The organism is Comamonas sp. 7D-2, assembly GCF_022749555.1.
GTDB classification, from domain to species: domain Bacteria; phylum Pseudomonadota; class Gammaproteobacteria; order Burkholderiales; family Burkholderiaceae_C; genus Comamonas; species Comamonas thiooxydans.
Genome location: NZ_CP094238.1, coordinates 1,922,005 through 1,943,263, shown reverse-complemented (window position 1 = coordinate 1,943,263; position 21,259 = coordinate 1,922,005). Strand labels below are relative to the sequence as shown.

Below are 21,259 nucleotides of genomic sequence, written 5' to 3'. Positions count from 1 at the left end.
GGTCAGGCCTCCTGCAAGTTAAAGCGCTGCCGGGTAGCGCGCGCCGTAACACCGCCACCGGCCATGTCTTCAGCAACGGCATTCAGAAACAACTTGATGGCAACGCTGCCGTCTGCTCGGTTTTGAGACTGGACCTGAGCCTGCACAGGGGCGCCTTGATTGATCACCTGCAAGTCAATGCGTACAGGGGCAGACTGCCCGCTGCCTGCGGGTGCAGAACCTGCCGACTGCAGTGGTGTCACATAGCCGTCGGCGCCGGCCATCATCAGGAACTGCTGATCACCGATGTTGAGCAGCTCAGGAATCTTTCTTTCATTGACCTCATAGAGGTTGCCTGCCGTCACAGGGCCGCCATTGGCGCGACCGCCAGCCACCGGGCCCAGATCAACACCGCTTACCGAGCCCCATCCCGAGACCGCCATGGTCTCCGCACCAGAAGCCTGTACGCCGGCAGCCTGCATGCCTCCGCCGAAAAGACTGGTCACCCCAGAGATCAGCGTGCCCAACAGACCGCTACCTTTCGTTCCGCCCAGAATGGACACCATCTGTGCCCTGAGCTGGATCCGAATCAGATCGGAGATCACCGACTGGGCATAGTCCTTGAAAGAGGTTTTGCCAGTCATGGCGAATGAAATGGCGTTGTCTTCAAAGCCGCTGTACAAGCGATTGAAGACACCAGCGGTCTGCTCGGCCGCATTGGCCGCGCTGGCGGCGTAGTCGTCGAATGCTCGAGTGGCGCCATTGACCCAGTTGCTCTGGGCCTGCCCTATTGCCTCAAACGTACTGCTATAGCTGGCCTTGGCCTTGCGCTCGAATTCATCATTCAGCGCGAATTGCTGGTCGTAGTAGTCTTTCAGCTTCTGCGGCAGCTCACCGCCAGAACGTACACGCTCACGCTCCCGATCACGCCCCAGGTCATAACGCTTGCTCGCGTAGGTATCTTCGATCTGGTTGATGCCGTTGAAATATTCACGGCTACGCCCACCCATTCCAACCAGTTGAACTTCACGCCCCTGAGCGCGCTGCATGGTGGCCAGGTACTGCTCGGCCTCGGCACGAGCCTGAGCAATAGCAGTAGCCTGCTGCGCGAAGGGCTGTTTGGCCAACAGCACGGCTTGGGCTTGAGTCAGGCGGTCAAGACTCTCAGCAGTACCGTCGTAAGCAGCACCAATCTGGCGCCACTGCTGTGCAAAGTCGGGAGCCAGCGGAGAGTTTTCCGACAGCAGCTGATCGGTCAGCTTGCGCCCCTTGCGGGCGTCTGCGAGCTTTTCCTGGGCCTGCAGATCGGCAAGGGCCGCTTCGACATTCTTGCGGTGAGCGTCAGATAGTTTGAGACGGCCTGCTGCGACGTCGTTATCCAGCTTCGCTCGGATCTTCTGGCTGTCAGTGAGCTCGCGCTCGACTTCAAGCTCCTTCTTGACCTCGTCCACCTTGGTGCGGATGCTGGCGATCAGGGTCTCATAAGCCGTCTGCTCTCTCTTGGCGCCAGCGGCTGCACCCTTGTCCTTGTACTGCTCCTCGGTGGCTTTCTGAAGCTGCAGGTATTCTTGGTCCACCCGCTTTCTGGCAGTCGGGTCGTCGCCAACGGCTTTGAGCTTGTTTTGATACTCGGTCTCGAGCTTGAGAAGTGCCTTTTTCTTCTTTGCCTGGTTGTCGGCATGCTGATCGAGAAGGGCCTCCCATTTTTCCGTCGCCTTCAGGTTGACGGCACGAGCACTCTCTGCGGCTGCCGTTTCTTTCTCTGTGGCCTGCTGCTTGCGGAGCACATCGAGATGCGCCTCGGCAGCAGCAAGCTTCGGCTTGATACTGGCATTCCACGGGGACCTATCCGCCAGCATTCGGAGGTTGTCGACCGTCTCCTGCTGCTTTTTAAGCAGGTCTTCGGTAGCAGACTCCCGGCCAACGCTCTTGATGAGATCCCAGACATCCTTGATGGCGTCCTTGATGGCGATCCAGCTACGCTCAACCAGGCCCAGGTGCTTCACCATCTCGTCTGACCGTGAAACCAGCGAATCCGCAAAAGCCTTCTGCGCTACCTGGGCTGCTTCCGTAGTGCGCCCTTGCTCTTCCAGCGCTTTGATCTGAAGATAGACCGACGAGGTGAGATAGTTGGTGCCCTCGTTCAGCTTGAGGGTTGCCTTCAGAGGCTCGTTTTGGAGGCTGCCAAATTTTTCGGCGGTTTTGTCAACAGCCGTGCCTGTAGCCCGCTCCCAGCGAATCGCAGCTTCCGAGTAGTCGCGCAGCTGGTCTCCCCCGCGCACGCCTGCCGCCACCATGGCAGTAATTGCTTCAACGGCCTTGCCATGAGTGCCGATCACCCCATCGATGCTTGTGGCATAGGAGCGCATTTGCCCCATGGTGACGCCAGAAGCATTGCCCGACTCAATCACCGCCGCACGCATGCGGTCTGCTTCACGGCTGCCCTGGTAATAAGCAAGAGCCAAGACGCCGACTGCACCAGCTGCAACCGTGTAGGGATTGACCAAGCCGAGTATGTAGCCGGCCAATGCCTTTGCGGCTGCCCCAGTGCCGCCGAACATATCCTTGAGCTGGCCGCCCTGCTGAAGCAGCACCGTCAGCGGCTGTTGCCCACCCTGCAGGGAAACGACGATATCGGTGAACTGCGCGGGCACCATGCGCATGGCCGCGGCCGTCTGGGCTGCGCTGACCCCGGTGGCCCCGAAAGACTTCTCGGCCTGCCGCAGCTGGGCGATCATGGGCGCGGCCTGGGCGGACAGCCCACGCTCGGCAGCCTGCATTTCCAGAATGTCAGCGGTGGTCTTGCCAATCTGGCTCGAGCGGTCCTGCAATGACTTCAGAAAGGCATTGTCAGAGGCGACCTTTTTTTCAGCCGCCTCCTGCTGATGCAGCGCATTGACCCAGAAGTCAACATAGCCAGCATCCGTGGCCAGCTTCTTCGCAGACTGATGCTGGGCCTCAAACAGTGCCGTGGCGCTCATGCGCTGCTCGGCGCCGCTGGCCTCGAGCAAGGACTCGCGCCAACCATTGACATAGACCGAGGAATCAACCAGGCGCTTGGCACCAGCAGTCTGAACGTCAAACAGCCCTGTGACCGTTTTGCGCGAACGCGCTACGACCTCTGCCAGCTCGGCATCATCACCCGAGATGACGAATTTGAGGAACTGCACGCTCTCGCTCATGCTTGCACCTCAACGGATACGTTTTGCGCGTCTACGGAGCATGCTTGACAAAGCACCACTGACGCGTTCACGGCGCTCAGCAGCCTGCTCTGGGGTTTCATTTGCACTGCCAGGTGCTGCAGCCATGGGGTCCGTGGCCGTTGCCAGCTCTGCGCAGTATGAGCACGAGAGCTGCCGCAGTGTTGCACTCTCCCAGGGCGATAGCCGCAGACCTGTAACCTGCTGCCAGGCACTGATCTGCAGATAGCCAATGGGCACCAAACCCATGCCGTTGTGCTCTGCTGGGCCAAAATCCCAGAGGTACTCGAGCAGATACGCAGCAGGGCCGGCGTCAGGCACATCGTGCGTGCGGCCTTCCTCTGCCAGTTTCTGGCGGCGTGTGAGCGGTGGTTCTTCACTGCGGCTGGATTTCTTGGATGGAGTCGACGGCTTGAGCGTGGCGCTGAGCCACGCCAGGGTGCGAACGTGCAGCGTCAGGCGGCGGCTGCACCCTTGTAAAAATTTGCCCAGTCACCTGCAAAGGCGTTGACCTGGTCGGTGATGTAGCCACACGAGGGGTCGGCAAACAGGTCGCGCAGAAACTCGCGCTGCGTCAGGCCTTCAAAGTCAAAGCCGGTGATGCTCTCGACCGTATCGGCCAGCAGATCAGCGCCATTGGCAAAGCGCTCTTCTTCGGACACCTCACGCGGACGACCCTCATCGTCAGCCTGGCGCAGCAAATCGAGGATTCGTTGCTTGGCGCCCTGCTGGGCCTTGCGATGCTGCTCGGAGCCAGGGCCGTAGATCGTGACGATGACTGGTTGAGGCTTCGGTTCTTTGCCGCCCTCGCCCACCTCGGGCGTAAACATCATGGGGATACCGCGTGCATCCTTGAGGTGCAGGGATCCGGTTTGGACGGTCTGGAGAGAGGAACGCTTGATGAGACCCATGTCTATTTCCTTGAATCTTTATGAAAGTGAGTGCACCCAATTGATCAGGGCACGGCAACGAAGCTGGCTGTCACGGTGACGGCGGCGGTGACCTGTGTGTCCACACGCGGGTTGTCCGTGCTGTCGTCGCTCCACTTCTCGAAGGCAAAGCCGGCAGCAGCCTTGGCAGTAACAGGCGTGCCGCTGCCACCTTCGGCCACGGTCTGAATGGCAACGCCCAGAATGGAGCCGTTGACGCCGGCCTCATACTTGAGCTGGAAGGTTTGAGGTTCGACCTCGAGAATGTCGCTATCGATTTCCAGCACAGCGGTCTTGCCGGTAATGCTGTCCACGCTGCCGACATTGGTCTTGAAGGACATGCACTGCGCCGTGAAGTAGTGGCAAGTGCCATCCTGCAGACGAATGCTGTAGCTGAAACTGTCATCAGAACCAGAGGCAGCAGCCATCAGCTTCTGACCGGCATCGTTCTTGGAACGAGCCATGGGCAGAGTGATGGCACCTTCATCAAATGATCCCTTGCGCTTGATGGTGCGTCGCGTGGAAACAGCGTTGTGAGTGACCTTGCTGTATTCGCGGCCGAATTCACCCAGGTCGGTGATTTCAGCGACTTCGGTCCATTGCAGGGCTTTGTAGCCGGCAGGGGTGTATTCGGTAGGGCGATTGGGGCAGACAAGCAGGGTGCTGCCGGCAGAGGTTTGGACGTCTTCGGAGCTCATGGCGAATTCCTTTCAAAAGGGGTGATCAGGAGCCCAGGGCACGTGGACGGCCCTCGGCGGTGAAATAGCGGAAGATCCAGCCGATACGGATGCGATAAACGGGATCCGCGCCGCGGTCGTCGTGCTGCGGCCGTGTACCCCTCAAGCGAGGCCTGCCGTCCAGCAAGCAATCAAGCTCGGTAGGCCCATCAGGGAACAGCGCCTCTTCGACCTGAGCCATCAACTCGCTGGCGCGCTTGAGGTAGTCGCCGCCACCCTTGACCAGGCAGCCGACCTCCACAATCAAGTCCCGCTGAAGCGTGGCCCGACCACCAGAGCCCAAAGTCCGGCGCTCGATCTCTTCATCGCTGACCTCGATCTCGATCGCTGGCAGGGACGATGTCGGCAGGTTGTTGAGCCCTTCGACACGGACACGAGTGCCGGCATCGGTGTTGGCAGCCAAAAGCACGGCCTGCAGTGACTCGAGGATCTGAAGCTGCAGGTGATTGGGTTTAGCCATTGCCGCCCCTTCGCAGAAGCACCGTGGCCCAGCCCGAGCTGTCAGCGACCACGGGCTCGATCACCTCCCATTCCTGGCCGTTGATCACCAGCACATCGCCTTCTTCAAGGCCAGGCGCGGAGGCCAGTGGCAGGGTGCAGCTCGGCTCAAACTGACCAACCCCCAGGCCGTCATGGGGCTTGCTGTCGAAGATGACAGCGAACGGCTCACCACCGCGCCAGGTTGCAGTGGCATTGGCCAGCATCGCGATGACGGAGGTATTGATGAGCTGCTCGACGCCCGAAAAGGGCGCGAGGCTGGCATGGGCCTGTGGGTTGAAGGGCTGCATGGCCTACCCGTCAGGCTCGCTTAGCGCGCTGCAGCATTGCAGGACGGGTGCACATCATCAGCGGGTAGCTGTACACCTCGGGCTTTACCCATGCTTGGCGCTCGTTGTCGGGCACCACCATGGCATACACATCCTGACCAGGCGTGTTCACAAAAGGAAGGAACTCCGCAGGAGAGAAGCCGGAAATGAAGGCGTCAGGTGCACCCACTGGGAAGAAGCGGCACTTGTCCGTACCCACTGCCACGGTACTGCCGTCATCCGTGCCACGGTAGTTCACAAACAAAATGTTGCCGTAGGTGAACGAGCCATAAGCCTGACCTACGCTGTTACGCAGATCGCCGGCTTCCTGCTGGTTCAGGTAGGTGCCGCGCGTTTCCTTGTTCTGGGTCAGATCATCGAAGAAGTTGTCGCCGCACAGGCCCACAACATAGGTCTGTCCGTTGATCCAGGCTCCAGCCGACGCCTTGACCATGTTGCGAATGATCTGGTTGCACTTCTTGCGGATCTCACCGCCTTCAGCCGTGGCGTTGGCGAAGTCGAAGTTGATCTCGGCAGGCTGCGCAATACCAAAGGCATCAAACCAGTTGAACAACTCGCTGCCATCGGCATCCAGCACCCGGCCTTGAACAGCGCCCAGGCGCATGTTTTCATGGGTGAGCTCGACAGCAGCACGCAGGCCGGTCTTGCCATTCATGATGTCACCGACTTCCTTTTGCACCGCCAGGAGCTCGCTGTCGGTACCGAAGGCGCGGATGCCATCAATTTCAGCGGCATTCAAAGTCTTGCCGCGGGCGATTCGCACAGAGCGGAAATCACGCATGGTGCGCTTTTCGCCCTTCGCTTGCTCGATGGGAGCGCCACGCTCGCTGGTTTGAATCAGCGAGAGCACACCACCCTTGTCTTCCACCGAGATGGTGGCCGTGCGAACGCGCTTAGGCGTGAAGATTCCCAGGCCGCCCAGGTATTGGGGCACATAGGGTGCGTTCTGAATTGCCACCGAAAGCTCCACCATCTGGAAAGCGTTGTGGCGGAAGATGTCCATGTGAGCCATGAGTGCTCCTTTTCCTTTCCGCGCGCCGATCAGCGCGCAACAATGCCCAACGCGGCCAGGTCAGCCAGGGCAGTGGTTGTCTGTTCAGGGGTGATGCCAGCGGGGTAGATCAGCTCGGTGGCCTGCACTTCGCTGTCGCGTGCGGTAACCACGCCGGGCTTGTCGGCATCAGTGGCGTCCACGCCTGCGTACAGCACGGCCGCAGCCTTTTCGCTGCCGTCATTGCCGGCCGGGTTGAGCGGGCCGTACTTATCGGTAGCAGTCACTTTGCCCAGAACTGCGCCAGGCAAGTAAATGTGTCCAGCCGCCAAGGTCACCACTTCGCGCGAGCGAGTGCCGTTGGCCTCGCTGACCAGGTAGCCCGCATTGCGGGGGCCTTCTGTAAGAATCGTCATGCTTTGAGTCCTCTACTTTTCAGACTTCAGCGTTACTTGGCGCCGAAGACACCAGCCCAGCTGCTCTGGATAGCACCGCTATCCATGCCCTGATCGCCGTTCTTGGCCTCGACACCCGACACGGCAGGGTTACCCATGGCTGCCATGTGCTTGGAGAATTCGGACGCACCACCAGCTGCGGCCGGAGCTGCAGGAGCAACGGCCTGTGGCGCGGCATCCAGAAAGCCCTTTGCCTGTTCGGCTGTCAGGCCGGTGTCGATGCACTGGCGTGTGATGGCTGGATTGGCGGATGCGTTGGGATGACCCAGGATGGCGCTTACACGCGCACGCTCCGCGGCAGCCCCTTCAGCACGGGCTGCATCTGCTGATGCTTGCACCTGTCCTGCAGGGGCTGCAGCGATGGAAATGCGGGCTTCATGCGCCGATGAAGCGGTAGCGACATTGGAATTTGCGGGCTGGTTGCCCGCCTCGGGTGCGGTGCTGCTCATGTGTGCTCCTTTCGAGACAGCGGTGCCGTGGGCGGGCTGCCCACCAGCGGGGTACGTCCGCGCACGGCGCGCAGACAATTCGGAAATCAGTGCGTCGGTCGTGCTGATGCGGCTGGCCAGTCCTGCGGTAATGGCCGCCTGGCCACGGAAGACAGCAGCGCCCGTGTCACGAATGGCCTGCTCACTGAGGCCACGATGCTTGGAGACCGCCTGCACAAACATCGTGTACAGGCCCTCGATATCGGCCTGTAGGTGCTCACGTACTGCAACCGGCAAAGGCTCATAAGGGTTGCCGTCTACTTTGTGTGAACCGGCAAAGATGTGAGTGACCTGAATGCCCTCGTTCGCAAGGGCACGGGAAAAGTCCACATGCCGCATCACCACACCGATGGATCCGGCATAGCCCGTAGAGGTGATGACCACCTCGTCCGCAGCGCTTGCGCCTAGGTATCCGGCGCTGGCTGCCATGCCGTCGGCAATTGCAACGATGGGCTTGCGACCGCGCATGTCGAAGATGCGCTGGCCGTATTCAAAAGCACCAGCCACTTCGCCGCCCGGCGTGTCATAGACCTGCAAGATGGCATGCACATCAGGATGTGCCATGGCGTCTTCCATGTCGGCAGCCATATCGTTGTAGCCAATGAGCAGCGTGCTGTCGGCCTCCAGGCGTGTGCGATGTACCAATGCGCCCATGGCATTGACCACAGCGACACCATCCACCAGACGCCAGCCGCGATCTGTGCGCTGACCGCGCTTAGTGGTGAACATCTCCGGCGCAAGTTCGGCTTTCGCGGCTTCGCCCACCTGAATCAAGGGGGCAGATGTGCCAAGCACTCTCTGGCCAACCCCGGCGATGATGGCGTCCAGCTTCTGGGGATGCATCAGCAGCGGGGTGTTGAAGACGCGCTGAGCGATGTGAGGATGAAAATTGAATGCGTTCATGGTTTTCATTCCTCTTGCTCGGCAGGCTTCTCGGCCTTGGTAGTTGGAGAACGGCCCCTGCTCAATTCATACAGAGAAGGAAGTCCACGCTCGGCACGCATCTGGTCCTCAATGCGCTGCTGGTCAAGAACCTCTTCGTAGTCCTTACCCTGCTCTGCGCATTCGTCTTCCATGGTGGAAAGGCCCGTCTCCATGCGCTTCTGGGCGGCTTCGGCCTCTTTCACCGGGTCGACGTATCCACGGCCACCAAAGATGAAGCGGCAGCGTGTGTAGGCATAGCGCTTTTCATAGAAGCCGGGTGCATCGATCACGCCGGCATTGACGGCTTCTTCCAGCCACAGCTCATAGATAGGGCGCAGCCAGTAGTCGGTCAGCCAACGGCGACGGCCGTGGAAATAGCGCCAGGCTTCGAGCAAAGCAGCCCGAGCCGAGGAATAGTTGGTCTTGCTGAAGTCCTTGACCAGCAGCTCATAGGGAATGTTCAGACCGGCAGCGATGTTGCGCAGCACGGCCAGCATGAATGCCTCGAAGGCCACGTTGGGGCGGCCTGGCGTGAATGGGCTGACCTTGGCTCCGGCTGGCAGAGGAATGATGGCCGCGCCTTCCAGCTTGCGGATGGCCTGGGCCTCTTCCATCGACGTTTCCCAAGCATCGCGGGGCGCATCTCCGAACAACTCCTCGGATGAGTGCTGGTCCATGTTGGACTCGAGGAACGCCGCCACCAGGGAGTTGGCCATGCTGGCTTGCAACTCGTTTTGCGAGTACTTGCCGGCCATGTGAAACTCACGCATGACCGCGGCCAGGATGGGCTTACCACGGGACTGCCCCGTCTGTTCCTTGTCGTGGAGATGCACAACCCGACGGCGGCCCCACTCTGTAAACGCCGGAACCCGCTCCCAGCGGGTCAAATCCATGGCCTCAGAACCTGACAGGTAGGGCGCATCGCCCGGATGCGCCTTTTGAAAGTGATAAGCGACGGGAGCACCGTCGTTGTCGAACTCGATGCCTTCCCGCATACGCGGCATGCCGGAGAGCCCAGGCGGCGTCCCCAGTCGTGCGGATGCGATCAGGCTCAGCCTGGTGTTCCAGATCATCCCAGGGCGAGGCCGCCACAGCGGCAGTGCCACCGCATCTCCAGTCGTCATGCCGCTGGTCAACGCTTGCGTGGTCAGCCCGAGCAAATTCAAAGTGAGCGCTGCATCACACTCTGTCGTATCGGCCCAGCTGCGAAAGTGAGCCTCAGTGTTGTTGCCCCACTCCCTGGCCTGCTCAGGTGTCCAGCCCAGCAGGCGGTAATCGGGGCGCGACGACAGACGCAGCACCGCGCCGATGATGTTGTCGCGCATGGTCTGCATGCCACCGGAGACCAGACCATTGTTGCGGGTCAGGTCCAGCGAGCGGCTGCTCAGGGTGCCCAGCTCGGGCAGCAATGCTGCATCAGCGCTGCTCTGCGAGGGATGCCAGCCAGAAAATGCGAGATCGGAGTGCGACGCCCCTTGATACGCAGTCATGCCAGCACGCGAACCATGAGAGGCGCTGGCGGCGGCACGAAGGTGGCGACTGTTGCGATTCTTGCGCGCCATGTTCAGCCCACCAGATAGATGGGTCGACGTGCGCGCTTGCCGCTGCGACGGGTCAACTCATCGTTGATGTCGCTGATCTGCTTTTGCAGATCACGGACGCTTGTGTCGCGGAACTGGACCGAGCGGCCGTGACCGCTGGCGGAACTGGGACCAGTGAGCTGCTGCTCATGGGCCACGCTCAGGCGATCCCGAAGATCGGTGAGCTGCTGCGTGCTGTAGTGGCTATAAAGTCCCATGCGCCGATGGTCGGCGCGTTACTGTGACAGTTACTTGTGACACTGTCACTATTTTTGGCACAACAAAAACTACAAAGGCAGGAGATCTAATTTAATCTCCCGCCTTTAAGAATTTTGTCAAGAAGAGTTAATCTTCAATAAACCTTTCTGGAGTTTCTTTCGCTTTAATTTCCTCAGGCATTGCATCCCATACTTTTCCGTCATAAAGAGCTTTTCGACCTTTTATCTTTCCAAATTTTTTGGTCAGCTTTGCTCTGTACTCTAATCTATCTGCATCAGGCATATCACTTGACATGTGAATCTCAGCATGCGCTGGATTTTCTTCATTTGCAGCATCAGCTACACAGTACATCTGAGATCCGTCTTCAGAGCGAATTGATCTAATGTTTTCCGCGCTCAGCTCTACATAACCCAGCCAGCAACGATCATCCCCAGCTGCAACTTTAGAAATACAGTTAACCAACTCACCAATCGACGCTATCGGGGATCTCTGCATTGAGACTCCTCTAGTTTCCGCATGAGAAAGAAAATTAGATTTAACTTCGTTTGGCTTCTTCTTGTTTACGTGCATAGGCGAAACCACAACACGAAGAATTGTTTCATCGTGTCGAATAAGCCCAGGCGAATGAACTGAAAGTGTCTCACTTTCACATGCGCAACTTGGTTTACTAGCTGAGAACTGTTGCACTCTCTCATCTGAAAACCTTGTAGTTGTATGTAATTGCTGGCAGTTAGACGGCATTTTCCTCAGGAATTAAAACTTTAAGCGCATCAGGAATCTCATTTCCCTCAAATATAACTTCGCCTTTATGTTTCCCTTGCTGATCTCGAAAGTAGTAGGCTAATTTATTCTCATCCAGAAATTCAATTTCACCATACAAATCGTCATCATCCCATAGCAATCCTGCTCGCCCATTAGCGTGCAGCATAGGCTCGGGCGCCTTGAAGCCCCACATAATTAGACAAATCAGCTGCGAGGCGGCTTCCAAGGATTCACGCCGAGGCGCATCAGCTCCTTCCCCATCCCAGTTTGCCTGTAAGTCGTGCCACTGGCGAAGTTCCGCAATAGCATGCTCATGCTCAGTCGTCGGCCTTAGTTGATCCAATGCCCTTTGCTCAGCCCTAGCACCGGAAATCAAAATATGGTCTCTTAATGTTGCCGCACCCAATTTCGACAATAAGTTCTCACAAGCCTCATAGGCTTCAAACCCTTGACTGGGAGCTTCAATGCCATACGTCCAACAGCTATCACTCGTCTCAAAGGTTCTAGCCGATTTGAACTCTACATATGGGTCTTCAGATTTAGAAATTCCATATTCATTTATCAAAGCGTCTTTTAACTCGTAAAAAGTATTTACACGCTTAGTTAATGCAAGCTTTGCTTGAGCTTTTAAAGGTGCAATCTTATGCCTAATCTGCCCCGCAAGTGAATAAGCAACATCTTCAAATAGCCCAGTAGAACTATCTACCTGTCTAATTGTTGTAGCGAAATAATCCTTCGCTTCCCTACCATAATCGTGAAAAATCAAACCAAGAGTTGAACTCATTGGTCGAGCACCCGAGCGGGGATAAGCATCACCCGTTACCGGGGTAGCCAGATAGTTTCTCTGCGGCTCTTGAAATGTCTGTACCTGAAACATACTACATCCCAATCTTTTTAAGCATATTTTTATTCAAAATATTCTGCAGAATATCTCGCTGCTTCTCATGAAGCGATGCAAACCTTTCATTTATTTCGGATTGAATATTATATTCATCAGCATCTCTTCTCAAGAAGCCTTCTTGATTAAAGACATCGCTAACGCTGCTTTCAATACGCACAACTCTCTTTTTTATCGAATTATAATTTTCATCCTGTGCAGGTTCATCCACACAAGCCAGGTTAACAACCATAAGTCTTTTCACATAATCACTGACCCGCAAAAACTGTCCACTGTGTGAATGCCATAGATCTTCAGAGCCTAAGACAAATGGACTTACGAACGCAGTACTTTCATTCAGAAGCAAGCCAGCTTTGCATTGAGACGGCTCACCTTCCCAAACAAACCTATCTATGTAGGTCAGCGCATAGGAGGTAACTGTACCAATGCCTAATGCGGAGGCAATTGAAGTGAGCACAGGATTAATGAGTGAGCTAGCGCCCTGCCAAAAGTGCTGCCATCCACCATATATCTGAGTCACATATGTTAGAGATTGCCTTTCTACCCGCAACTCCTCAACAGTGACAGCACTAGGGTTTGCGCGGAACCTGACAAGCCCATCGGGTAGCGCAGCTGACGGAGACTGCATTTGACTCACACCTTCTGGCCCAATGCGAACACCCATACTTCGCATTTCCTGCTTGCCACTAAGACGCTCATGAAACGAATCTGCAACCTGAAAGGCAGCACGCAGAACTTCATCCGGCAACGGCTGCTGGAATTGAACACTCACTACGACCGTCTCGATGGCATGAGCCTCGTGTAGAGGTTTAAAACCAACCTTATCCGCCGCAGACATCATTAATTTTCCTGTTAGTCAACTTATTCAAGATGAGCTTAACATTTTTAAGGATAAGCACCAGCTTTCTAAAGGTCATTCAACACCCTAGATACCCCGTAGTTCTCTTCGCTCGGATGCGACCCAGCGGTAGACGGTCCTTGCTGAAACGCCATGGCGCCTTGCTAGTTGCTTGCAGTTCGTACCATCAAACTCACGAAGCACAGTTGCTCGAACCTCCTCACGACTTTTCACGCTGCTTCGTGCATAGGCATTCATGCCGCCGATGCGGGTGACCACCCGGCGCAGCACGCTTTCAGTCAGGTCCGTAGCGCGATCGACACCGAAGCACAGACCTGCAGCATTCAGCTCTTCACGCAGGATATCGATCAGTTCAAGGCGTTTATTGCTCATATTTTTATAGCTTAAAGTAGCGTGAATGTCTTATGAAAGGCTGATTGGGGTGAAAACGCTTCGCTTCTTTGGCGGGGGCTTGGGTACTGGCAAGACCAAGGGACTACCGGAGTCGGCCGACAGCAGTACGCCATCGCTTCTCCCGGCCAGCTGGCTCTCGAGGAACTGCTCACGCAGCTGATAGTCGATCTCGCGTTTGCGGTGCAGGCGTAGCTCGGGGTGATGCGCAGCGGCGTAGCTGTAGATGGCCGTATCGAGCGGCTCATTGCGGGCGCCGCGCTTTTTCTCGTAGCGGTTCTTGGCTGGGTCGAAGGTTTCACTGACCAGGCCCTTGAAATAGAACTGGTCCAGCTCCTCAGAGAAGTGGGTATAACGCTCCTCCGGCTTACGGTCTGCATCCACACTGAGCCGGCCGAACAACCAGTTTTTGGCGGCGACCGTACCAACGTAATAGCCGCGCACGCCCTTTCGGTCAGTCTGACCATTGCGGGTGACGTCCAGCAAGCGAGGCTTGCCCAGCACCGGCGCGTTGTTGGGCACGGCGCCCTGAATCACCATGGGACGACGCACCAGGCCCAGGCGTACCCAGTGCTTGACTGCCTCGGACCTGTGCCCACCCATGTCAACAGCTGTCGCATCGACACCTAGCAGGTATCCAACCTTTGATTCAATAGGTCGATTCAGGTATTCAGTCAGCGCCACCCATACGGCATCGTCAGCGGGATCGCCGGGGAACTCGTGATAATCGAGGGCCCAAAAACCCATGCCTCGGCCCCAGCCACTGAGATGCAAGGCAAGGCGATCATCCTGGGTATCCACACCTGCGGTCACCCAGAGCACGCCCTTCGGCGCCACACGGATCTGGTACTGCTCCGCGCGCTCCTGAATGGCGTTGTAACGCACCGAGCGCATCGTCGCGTCTTCCCAAGTCTCAGCCAGGCGGTCATTCAGAAACACCTTGAGCTTTGCTGGGTCGGCCTGGGCATCCAGCCACATGGAAGCCAGCTCTGACCAGGTTGGACCCAGGCCGAATTGGTAGTAGAGACAGTTGATGGTGTAGCTGCGTACACCCTTGGCGCCGTTGGGATTGGTGGCAATCCAGCGGCCTGCGGCGATCATGGCCGTTTTGTGATGCTCCTCGATGATGCAGCCATGCTCTTGGCACACGTACCAGGCCTTGGAGCAGTCCGGCGCCCATTTAAGGCCAGACCACTGCAGGTGCTGCATATGGCCGCAGTGTGGGCATGGCACGTGGTATCGCCGCTGATCACCCGCCAGGAACTTTTCTTCGATTCGGCTTTGACCCTTGATCTGGGGGCTGCTGATGAAGATGCGCAGGCTAGTGGCCGGGAATGCCGAGGTGCGCCCCTCCAACATGAGCAGTGGGTCATCACCACTGCGCAATGCAGCAGCGAACTCGTCGAGCTCGTCCACCAGCAAAAACCGAACGGTGGTGGACTTGAGGCGGGACGGGCTGCCGGCGTGCTCAAGATAGAGCTGGCCACCGATGAAATCCTTGAAGGTCTTGGTATTGCTCGAGTTGCGGCTGGAGATGCTGCGCAGAGCATCCTTGACAGCCTTGGTCTCCTCGATCATGGGGTCCAGCTTCTGGTTGACCCACTTCTCCATGCTGACTTCGCCGGGCAGGCAAACCATCACCGGGCCCGGATTCTCGGTCATGATGTAGCCGAGCGCGTTCACCTCCACTTCGGTCTTGCCGAACTGGATGGGGAACATGAGCACCACCTCGCGCACGCCGCTCTTGTTGCTGCATGCGTCCATGGGCTCCTGCAAAGGCGGATTGCGAGCAGTGCGCCACTGGCCTGGCAGGCTGGAGCCCTTGGTACTGAGCACCCGATTCTTGTCAGCCCAATCACTGACTGTCCTGCGCTTGCGTGGCGCCACCGTGCGCGCCATCGATCGCAATGCCCGCGACGGGCACGACAGTGCACCTGAATTTAAAGCTCTCACTCGCCTGCCCCTCCGTTTCGACGGCTCTCGATGTCATCGGCCAGCTTGTTGATGGCGGCCGAGAGCTCAGTTCTGGCGATATCCATTTGCTCGCCCAGAATGCGTATCACCTCGTCGGACTCCAGGCCGGCCAGCATCGGGCCCACTGTCGATGGCACCGCATCCAGCACGCTGGCAATCTTGGCTGCAGCGTCCGAAAAGGCGCCGATGGCCTCATCAGCGTCCATGAGCTCGCCCACTTCCTTGCGGTAGGCGTTCTCCTCACGTAGCGCCGCGTAGTGCTCGCGCTTGGCTTTGCTGTCCTGAAAATGAAAGGTGCTCTTGCCGGTGTCGCCGTCATCACCTTCATCAGCGTCCGCCTCATCGTCCGAAGACTCAGCGGGAGGCAAGCCGGTCAGCTCATGACCGCGCTCGGCCGCATGCCTGGCCGCAACACCTGCACGGCTGGGGTCTTTGGTTTCCGCGATACGCCGGATCGATTCGACAACCCGCACCAGCTTCCCATCCTCGGTCATCACCAGCCGCCCCTCGTTGCGCAACTGGTAGACAAAACGGCCCTTGTAGCCCATGTGCTTGTTGAATTCGCTCAGTGTGAGCGTCTCAGGGTGTCTGCTTTGCATATTGCTCATACGCCTGCCGCCTGCCGCATCCGGTAGCGGATTCTGCGGCTCAAGTAGTTTTCGACATCAGCGCGCTGGCCCACCTTCTCCATGTCCAGGCGCTCTTGGTAATTGCCGGACCGCACGAACATCAGCACGGGCCGGATGTCGGCACCGGAGCTGCCGACCACAGCCCAGATCCCCGGTGCCAGGTTGGAGGCGCGGCGGTCGTTTTCGCCTTTGGCCGTCCACCGGGCACCACCGCGCAACTTGCCGTAGGCCAGGATGTAGCGACGCCCAATGTTCGGGCCCACCTTGCGCACGCCGGCACCGCCGCGCAGCTGCAGAGCCTTGCGCCGAGCGTCGGTCATGTTGGCGCGGTAGCCCTGCTCTCCGAACGATCGGAAGTAGCTGAGCAGCTGGACGATGAAGCCGCCCTTGAGATTCCCATAGCGGTCCTCGCTCCCAGGAAAGGGCTCAGCAGGAATTGCGGTCTGGTAGCCCTTGGGCAGGATGCCGGCACGCCGCAGCGCGACCTCGCTGCGTTTGTCCCGACGCTTGCCGCCCAGGTTCTGGGCCTTCAGAATCTTCTTGGGGTCGACCCCTTTGCCGCCCATGTATTCCGGCTCGATCGTGGCCATGGGCTTGTCTACCGTCGCCCTCTTCAGCATGGGGCTGCGCAGGATGTAATCGGTCGGGCGATCGAAAACGCTGCGCATTTCCTCTTGCATGGCGCGCCGCACCTCAAAGCCGGTGTCATTGACCGCCTTCACAGAGGCCTCCCGAACCTTGGAGCGCGAGAGGCGGTCCATCAAGGTCTGAACAGGCTTGAGCCCTTTGATGCTGCTCGTGATCTGCATTACGCCTCCTCGCCGGTTTGTGGGGCCGTGGGGCGGTTTTCAGGGAGCAGTGCCCCCAACCCCTTGCCCACGAACTCCGCGCTGCCCGTGAGCGTGAACGTCATGGCACGCAGGCCAGGGAAATGCCCACCGTCCTGCAAAGACTTCACCAGTGATTGCAGTTGAGGCCAGGCTTTGACCGCGGCGCGAACCTCTGCAGCGTTTTCAGGCGTGCAGGGAATCACCCTCTTCTTCTCTTCTTCCATCTCTATTTCTTTCAAAAAGGGGGGTGTAGAGAGATGTGCGCTATGAAGTGCGGCATGTTGTGCGGCATCACAAGCACGTAAGTGATTGATGTGTATGAGGTGTGCGCTGTGTGCGCTATGTGCGCCATGAACATGCACACACATGCGCACGCCTGCATGCATGTGTGTGCACGCGCCCGCCTGCACCCCCGTGAAGGGTGATAGCGCACATGGCGCACACACCTTAAAAATCAATGACTTAACAGCGCACACCATGCCGCACACGATGCCGCACATAGCGCACAGTTCTGGGCGAATCACTGCTGCGATGCTCATGCGACACCACCCTTCAGGTCGCGCACGGCCCTCCTGAAGATGTCGATGCGATCACCCAACCACTCGACCTCGTTCATGCCAGCTGGTAATTCGTTACCGCCGGGCAGGTAGCAAACGCTGACTGGACCTTTGACCTGATGTGCGTCCAGGCGGTACCGCTTGCGCAGTACCTCGCCCTTGTGCTTTCGTGTCATCGCGTTTGAGAAGCGCGGTAATGTCAGTGCGCGCTCATTGGTGGACGTGCACCACCACTTGTAGAGCTCGTACATATCCGACATCAGGCAGGGCGTGAGAAGTGCTGGCGCCCCCTTGGCAGGGAAGCCTGGCAGGTCACCATCCTCAAAGGCCTTCACAAACTTGCTGGGGCTATCAAGGCTCAGGTCGATCAGCTGACGCTTGGAGTCCGTCATGGGCGGCAGCGTGGCGTTGGTGAAGTCGCCCAGATCGAGGTTGAGCAGGAAGTCGTACAGAGCGGCAACGCCGCCCGAGTCGATCTCTGCCTTGACCTCGGCATAAAACTTGGCTGAGAGCTTCTCGGGAGTCCAGATCACAGCGTGCCGACGGTCATCCTCTTCCAGCACCACGGGAATGGCCTCGTTGGAGAGGAAGACCATGTTTACGTGGTTGGCCTCGTAGTACGCGGCCATGTTCTTGGGATTGATGCGGATCAGATCGCCGGTGATGAAGGCCTTGAGCTTGTTCTTGATGTGGTACAGGTCCGACCGCGCCACCACTTCATCGGCAATCAGGAACAGCTTGCGGCTGGCCCAGTCGTTGAACTTGTCTTCGATAGCACTCTGGTCGATCGTCCAGCCGTACTTGCCGAAGATGGCCATGTAGGCTTCGAAGAACATATTCTTGCCCGTTCCCTGCGGACCATGCATGACGATGGTCGTCTTCATCTTCGCGCCGGGATGCTGCAGCGGGTAAGCCAACCACTTGAGCACCCACATGAAGAGGTCATCCTTCTGGCTCTCGGCCGAGCACATATGCCACAGCAGATCCAGCAGCTTTTCGCAGTTGCCCGCCTTAGGTCTTGTGGGCCAGCCATCCCAGAGATTGCAGGTAATCCCCGGCTCCTTGCCTGCCGGATCGAAGCCCACCTGCTCGGGCCTCACGATCTGGCGGTCCGGGTGCTCGCTCCACGTGCGGTACAGGTCGCGGCTCAGGCAGATGTGGCCCATATCGGTCAAGGTGACCAGGCGATGCTCATCATGATCGAACACTGCACCGCCCTGGCCATAGACCAAGGCGTAGCGCTCGAGCAGCTCATCAAGGCTGTCGATCGGCTTGAGTGGAGCGAGAACTCCCGCCTCCCCGCCCCCCTGTGTGCGGGGCAAGGCGTTGGCGCCATTGCGCGAGCGCCAGCCAAGCTCCAGCAGGCGGACCTCGATCTGGTCGCGCACTACGTGCAAGCCTTCTGCCAGGTGCAGGTCGTTGAAGTCGTTGAACTTCTCGCCCTTGCTCAGCCAGGCCTCGCGCACGGCCGCAGGATCTGCGAAAGCAGGGGCCAGCCACGAGCCGCCCACCTGCATGGCGCAAGTGCTGGCCATGCTTACACCGGCATTGCCTGCCTTGTGATCTTCGCCACAGTGAGGGCACTTGGGGCCGTCGGCCACCCAGACTCGGGTTTTGCACTCCACGTGCTTGCCCTGGCGCACCGACTCGGCCTCATTCCTGGCGTGGCACTTCTGCGTGTTGTCGTCATCGGCGCAGGCCAGGATTCGCAGGCCCTTATACCGAGCGCGGAGCGCCTCGCCCACGGGCACGAGATTGTTCGCGTCGAAGGCCACGGCCACCGGCAGGCCAGTCGCGGCATGAAGGCTGGCACCTGTCGCATAGCCTTCGACCAGCAGCAGCAGACCGCCAGCCGTGGGCATGCCGATCAGATGGAATCGGCCCTTCTTGATCAAGCCAACCGGCCAGTATTCCTTCTCTTGCGTGCCTGGCTTGCGGTTTTTGCCGCGAATGATTTGAAGACCGTGAATGTTGTTGCTGGTGTCCAGCAGCGGAATGACCATCGCCCCGCTGGGCGAGTAGCGCACACCGTACCCGGCCACACCCTTGCGTTGCAGGTAAGTGCTCTCGCCGGTGGCATCGCACTTTTTCCATGCGGCCGAAGCACGAGCTGCAGCCCGCTCGGCCTCGGCCTTGCGTTCCAGCTCCGACCGGCGCTTGTCCTCGGCCAGGCGCTTGCGCAGTGCCTCGGCCTGCTCGCGGCTGATCTCGTTCTTGCTGATCTCAACCTTGCGGGCATTGTTTTCGCTGCCTTGCCATACGCCGAAGCTGCCAACGATCAGATCGTTGCCGTTGTCCAAGCGAATTTCATGTAGCAGAAACCAGCCGCGCTTTTCTCGCCCGCCATCAGCTGTGCGGCAGCGTCGCAGACGGCCAATCTCAAGGGAGTCAACCAGCAGGCCTGCCGCCTGCAGCTGGCTCAGAACGTCGTCATAGTTTGAGGCCATGTCAGTAACTTCCTGACTCGCTAACTACAGACTTCACGAGGATCGAATTACCCGCATGCAGGAAGGCTAGGAAGGACCCGTGATCGGTGTTGCATGCAAACCACATGCCCGAAGCAGCGCGCAGAGCCGCTCCAACTGACAACGAAACGTGTGCGCGCCTTCTTCTAAACAGAAGGGGGGCGGGGAACGGCGAAGCCCCACGCGACGCGGCGCGGCGGCTGATTGAGGGATTGAACATGCTTGTGTTTCTTGTGCTTGCACCAGGGCTGTCACCCCCCGGCGTGCTGTCTGTCGATGCCGATGCCGTGGCAATAAAAGAGCGCGCGCAACCATTCACACGAATCGAATGGGAGTAACCACCACAGGCCACGCAGTCCGACAGAGACTGGCCGAGTGAATGCTTTGCCGTTGCGCGCGCTGAAATCAAACTGCGTCCCTGTCCTTGGGGAGCAAGGCTGCTGATGCGGCCACCATATGGTTGAGGGCTGCAGCCAGTTCATTGGCGTGGTACTCCAGCCGACGATGTGCATTGCGCGATGGCGTTGCACCAGGCCTGAAGCAATTGGTCGCCTGCTGGGTGAAGTCGACCATCTCCTGCTGGAAGCGCCAGAACGCCTCCATAGGATCGCCACCCGACTGATCAGCCACCGCACGAGTGCAGGTGAAGCCAAGGGCAGCGGCCATGGCATGCAACACCGCGTGATTGCCCGTCACCTGCTGGATGAGCAGCGACTCCTTCAGGCCCAGGATGTAGCGATCGTTGTTGGTGTTCAGCTTGTGCTGCAGCGTGTTGGGCGACACCCCCATGGCCTTGGCCAGTGCAGGCACACCACCTGGGAAATGCTGGGCCGTCATCTGAGCGGCGTCCACCAGATCCATGCCAGCGGCACTGTCGGCCTCGCCCTGCTCATCGCCGTATCCCGGCAAGCCTTGAATTGAGATAGTTAGAGACATCAGCGACCACCCCCCTTAATTGGTATGTCCAACACCACCACCTCGCCAACGCCCTGGGAATCAGCCGTCGAGCTGCTGCTCAGCCAACTGATATTCGTGCTGGAGGCCGAAGGGTCTGCAGGCTTCTCGGCCGAGAAGCTCGAGCGCTGGGTGCAGGCCTGCTCATCTCGCATGGAGCAGACCAACTCCGCACCACCCGCCACCATTGCCGCGTTGCGCGGCTTGTGCGGGAGGGTCACAGCGTGAGCAAAGCCAGCCACAGCCAAGGCCAACGTTGCCTGCAAAGCCTTGAGCTGCTCCACAGACAAACGCATGCGAACCACGCTGCCGCACTGGTCGAAGGACAGGCAAACCCAGCCCTCATGAACGGGCAGAACGCCGCGAACGGTGGCTGGTGCGTAGTGATTGAGATGAGAGCGGGCCCTAGACATTGCTGGGCGCCTTAGGTTGCTGAGCGTCTGCTGCTTTTTTATCAGCGACACGGGACAAAACACCACGCACTCGATCAGCGGTTGCCTGCGGCAAAACATCAGGCCATAGGTAGACCGCCTGAATTGATCGGTAGCCCATTGCAGCAGCAGCCTTCTTTGGCGTGCCACCAAGCAATTCAATTGCGTGCGCTTTCTTCAT

Annotated in this window: 22 protein-coding genes; 1 reads left to right on the top strand and 21 read right to left on the bottom strand. The window is 58.5% G+C overall.

The window, feature by feature from the left end; translation table 11 throughout:
- Positions 1-2: 2 nt before the first annotated feature.
- The 20 genes from MPZ60_RS08970 to MPZ60_RS08875 all read right to left on the bottom strand — a co-directional run bounded on the left by MPZ60_RS08970 (position 3) and on the right by MPZ60_RS08875 (position 20,629).
- The gene (locus tag MPZ60_RS08970; RefSeq protein WP_242881777.1) at positions 3-3,161 is read right to left on the bottom strand and encodes a phage tail tape measure protein; all 3,159 of its coding nucleotides are present in this window, start codon (positions 3,159-3,161) and stop codon (positions 3-5) included.
- A gap of 473 nt (positions 3,162-3,634) precedes the next feature.
- Positions 3,635-4,090 carry a hypothetical protein gene (locus MPZ60_RS08965; protein WP_242881778.1) on the bottom strand — a complete coding sequence of 152 codons (456 nt, stop codon included), beginning with the start codon at positions 4,088-4,090 and terminating at the stop codon, positions 3,635-3,637.
- A gap of 44 nt (positions 4,091-4,134) precedes the next feature.
- Positions 4,135-4,806, bottom strand: coding sequence for a phage tail tube protein (locus MPZ60_RS08960; protein WP_242881779.1), 672 nt, complete (start codon positions 4,804-4,806; stop codon positions 4,135-4,137).
- Positions 4,807-4,831: 25 nt separating this feature from the next.
- Positions 4,832-5,305 (bottom strand): hypothetical protein, encoded by a 474-nt coding sequence (locus tag MPZ60_RS08955; RefSeq protein ID WP_242881780.1) that lies wholly within the window; start codon positions 5,303-5,305, stop codon positions 4,832-4,834.
- On the bottom strand, positions 5,298-5,633 hold the full coding sequence (locus MPZ60_RS08950) for a hypothetical protein (RefSeq protein WP_242881782.1): 336 nt from the start codon (positions 5,631-5,633) through the stop codon (positions 5,298-5,300). The genes MPZ60_RS08955 and MPZ60_RS08950 overlap by 8 nt, the downstream gene beginning before the upstream one ends.
- A gap of 10 nt (positions 5,634-5,643) precedes the next feature.
- Positions 5,644-6,684, bottom strand: a complete 1,041-nt coding sequence (locus MPZ60_RS08945) for a major capsid protein (RefSeq protein WP_045839669.1) — start codon at positions 6,682-6,684, stop codon at positions 5,644-5,646.
- Between the two features lie 29 nt (positions 6,685-6,713).
- Positions 6,714-7,079: a head decoration protein gene (locus tag MPZ60_RS08940; protein WP_242881784.1), complete on the bottom strand. Its 366-nt coding sequence runs from the start codon at positions 7,077-7,079 to the stop codon at positions 6,714-6,716.
- Positions 7,080-7,111: 32 nt separating this feature from the next.
- A complete protein-coding gene (locus tag MPZ60_RS08935; protein ID WP_242881785.1) occupies positions 7,112-8,509 on the bottom strand; it encodes a S49 family peptidase in 1,398 nt (465 codons plus the stop codon).
- 5 nt (positions 8,510-8,514) lie between these two features.
- A complete protein-coding gene (locus MPZ60_RS08930) occupies positions 8,515-10,020 on the bottom strand; it encodes a phage portal protein (protein ID WP_242881787.1) in 1,506 nt (501 codons plus the stop codon).
- Between the two features lie 74 nt (positions 10,021-10,094).
- Complete coding sequence (locus tag MPZ60_RS08925) at positions 10,095-10,328, bottom strand: hypothetical protein (RefSeq protein WP_045839672.1); 234 nt, start codon at positions 10,326-10,328, stop codon at positions 10,095-10,097.
- A gap of 127 nt (positions 10,329-10,455) precedes the next feature.
- Positions 10,456-10,899 (bottom strand): hypothetical protein, encoded by a 444-nt coding sequence (locus MPZ60_RS08920; RefSeq protein WP_242881788.1) that lies wholly within the window; start codon positions 10,897-10,899, stop codon positions 10,456-10,458.
- Positions 10,900-11,059: 160 nt separating this feature from the next.
- A complete protein-coding gene (locus tag MPZ60_RS08915) occupies positions 11,060-11,875 on the bottom strand; it encodes a hypothetical protein (RefSeq protein ID WP_242881789.1) in 816 nt (271 codons plus the stop codon).
- Positions 11,876-11,969: 94 nt separating this feature from the next.
- A complete protein-coding gene (locus MPZ60_RS08910; protein WP_242881791.1) occupies positions 11,970-12,830 on the bottom strand; it encodes a TIGR04255 family protein in 861 nt (286 codons plus the stop codon).
- Between the two features lie 84 nt (positions 12,831-12,914).
- A complete protein-coding gene (locus MPZ60_RS08905; protein WP_242881792.1) occupies positions 12,915-13,220 on the bottom strand; it encodes a Mor transcription activator family protein in 306 nt (101 codons plus the stop codon).
- A 30-nt stretch (positions 13,221-13,250) separates the two neighbouring features.
- Entirely contained in the window at positions 13,251-15,074 is a 1,824-nt protein-coding gene (locus tag MPZ60_RS08900; RefSeq protein ID WP_242881794.1) for a phage terminase large subunit family protein, read from the bottom strand.
- Between the two features lie 113 nt (positions 15,075-15,187).
- Positions 15,188-15,820: a hypothetical protein gene (locus MPZ60_RS08895; protein ID WP_242881795.1), complete on the bottom strand. Its 633-nt coding sequence runs from the start codon at positions 15,818-15,820 to the stop codon at positions 15,188-15,190.
- Complete coding sequence (locus MPZ60_RS08890; RefSeq protein ID WP_242881796.1) at positions 15,817-16,650, bottom strand: hypothetical protein; 834 nt, start codon at positions 16,648-16,650, stop codon at positions 15,817-15,819. Before MPZ60_RS08890 ends, MPZ60_RS08895 begins: the two co-directional genes overlap by 4 nt.
- On the bottom strand, positions 16,650-16,895 hold the full coding sequence (locus MPZ60_RS08885) for a hypothetical protein (protein WP_242881798.1): 246 nt from the start codon (positions 16,893-16,895) through the stop codon (positions 16,650-16,652). Before MPZ60_RS08885 ends, MPZ60_RS08890 begins: the two co-directional genes overlap by 1 nt.
- 311 nt (positions 16,896-17,206) lie before the next feature.
- Complete coding sequence (locus tag MPZ60_RS08880) at positions 17,207-19,675, bottom strand: DUF5906 domain-containing protein (protein WP_242881800.1); 2,469 nt, start codon at positions 19,673-19,675, stop codon at positions 17,207-17,209.
- Positions 19,676-20,098: 423 nt separating this feature from the next.
- Positions 20,099-20,629, bottom strand: coding sequence for a phage regulatory CII family protein (locus MPZ60_RS08875; protein ID WP_242881801.1), 531 nt, complete (start codon positions 20,627-20,629; stop codon positions 20,099-20,101).
- A gap of 24 nt (positions 20,630-20,653) precedes the next feature.
- Between MPZ60_RS08875 and MPZ60_RS08870 the strand changes: the two genes are divergently transcribed.
- A complete protein-coding gene (locus MPZ60_RS08870) occupies positions 20,654-20,875 on the top strand; it encodes a hypothetical protein (RefSeq protein WP_072248266.1) in 222 nt (73 codons plus the stop codon).
- A gap of 177 nt (positions 20,876-21,052) precedes the next feature.
- On the opposite strand, the gene MPZ60_RS08865 is transcribed toward MPZ60_RS08870, so the two are convergent.
- Positions 21,053-21,259 carry a hypothetical protein gene (locus MPZ60_RS08865; protein WP_242881802.1) on the bottom strand — a complete coding sequence of 69 codons (207 nt, stop codon included), beginning with the start codon at positions 21,257-21,259 and terminating at the stop codon, positions 21,053-21,055.